This window comes from Campylobacter estrildidarum, assembly GCF_005406205.1.
In the GTDB taxonomy this organism is placed as follows: domain Bacteria; phylum Campylobacterota; class Campylobacteria; order Campylobacterales; family Campylobacteraceae; genus Campylobacter_D; species Campylobacter_D estrildidarum.
Window position 1 is genome coordinate 1 of record NZ_NXLZ01000040.1, and the last position, 1,173, is coordinate 1,173.

Annotated in this window: 2 pseudogenes; one reads left to right on the top strand and one right to left on the bottom strand. The window is 23.1% G+C overall.

Features of this window, described 5'->3' with window-relative positions:
• Positions 1 to 109, top strand: a pseudogene (locus CQA69_RS08835) (methyl-accepting chemotaxis protein); the annotation flags it as partial.
• 955 nt (positions 110 to 1,064) lie between these two features.
• On the opposite strand, the pseudogene CQA69_RS08840 reads toward CQA69_RS08835, so the two are convergent.
• Positions 1,065 to 1,173, bottom strand: a pseudogene (locus CQA69_RS08840) (methyl-accepting chemotaxis protein); the annotation flags it as partial.

Genomic DNA, 1,173 nt, shown 5'->3' on the forward strand with positions numbered 1-1,173 from the left:
AACTACTAAAGATAATGTAGAAATTGCTAATGAATCAGCTATTATTTCTAATGCAGTAAGTGATATAGCTAATAATATCTTAGAAGATGTTAAGAAGAAGAAATTCTAAATCCATTGTGTTTAATCACTATTGAGTGATTAAACATTGTTGGTTGTTTAAAACATTGAAATAATAGAAAAATAGTATAAAATTATAAAACGAGAGAAAGATCTAATTAAATTATTATTTATAAAGTTTTTTAGAAATAAAATCGAAGATTTATTCTTTACAAATTCTTAATAACACTTTACATTTTTCAAAAAAGCTTTATATATTTTATATTCTTTTTCAAATATTTTAAGGTTCATAAAAACTAAAGAGCGGTTTAATAGCTTACAACACATCCTAGTATTATAAGATCAGTAAGCTTTTTATTGTTTTAGTTCGTAGGCATTTTACATAAAGTTGGTCTTGAATGCCGTATTATTGCGGTACATTTTTTTGATTTTACTTTCGCCTTATTGAAGATAACAAGTATTATTAGCATCATAAATCACTTTTTCCTAAAATTACAGAAGGATTTTTTATAAAGAAATACAATTAAAATATTCATACAAGAAGGCTTTTATAAAGTTAAGATTTCTTGATTCTCTTGATTATTTAGGGTATTACTTTCAGCACTTGCCCTAACGTTTAAAAAGAATTATCATATTGATCATTTTTAAGGTTTCTTACTGATTTTCAAACTTGGAGACATTTGCAAACACTATTCTTGACGATATAATTTATAAGATATTTTAAGTTGTTTAATTTTATATCACAAAATAAAGTTACTAAGCGAATATCGAGATTATATTTTTACAGCTAAATTAGATTCAGATGTAACAAATAAATATAGAAAAATTAGAAGATATTTAATCAATATAAATGGTATTATTAAAGGCTTTTGAAAGTAGAAAACAAATTAAAAAGAAAGATATAAATTTTTAAAGTCAAAAAATTATGACTTTGATTTGAAAAGTAATTTAGCTTTTACAACAACCAACAATGTTTAATCACTCAATAGTGATTAAACACAATGGATTTAGAATTTCTTCTTCTTAACATCTTCTAAGATATTATTAGCTATATCACTTACTGCATTAGAAATAATAGCTGATTCATTAGCAATTTCTACATTATCTTTAGTAGTT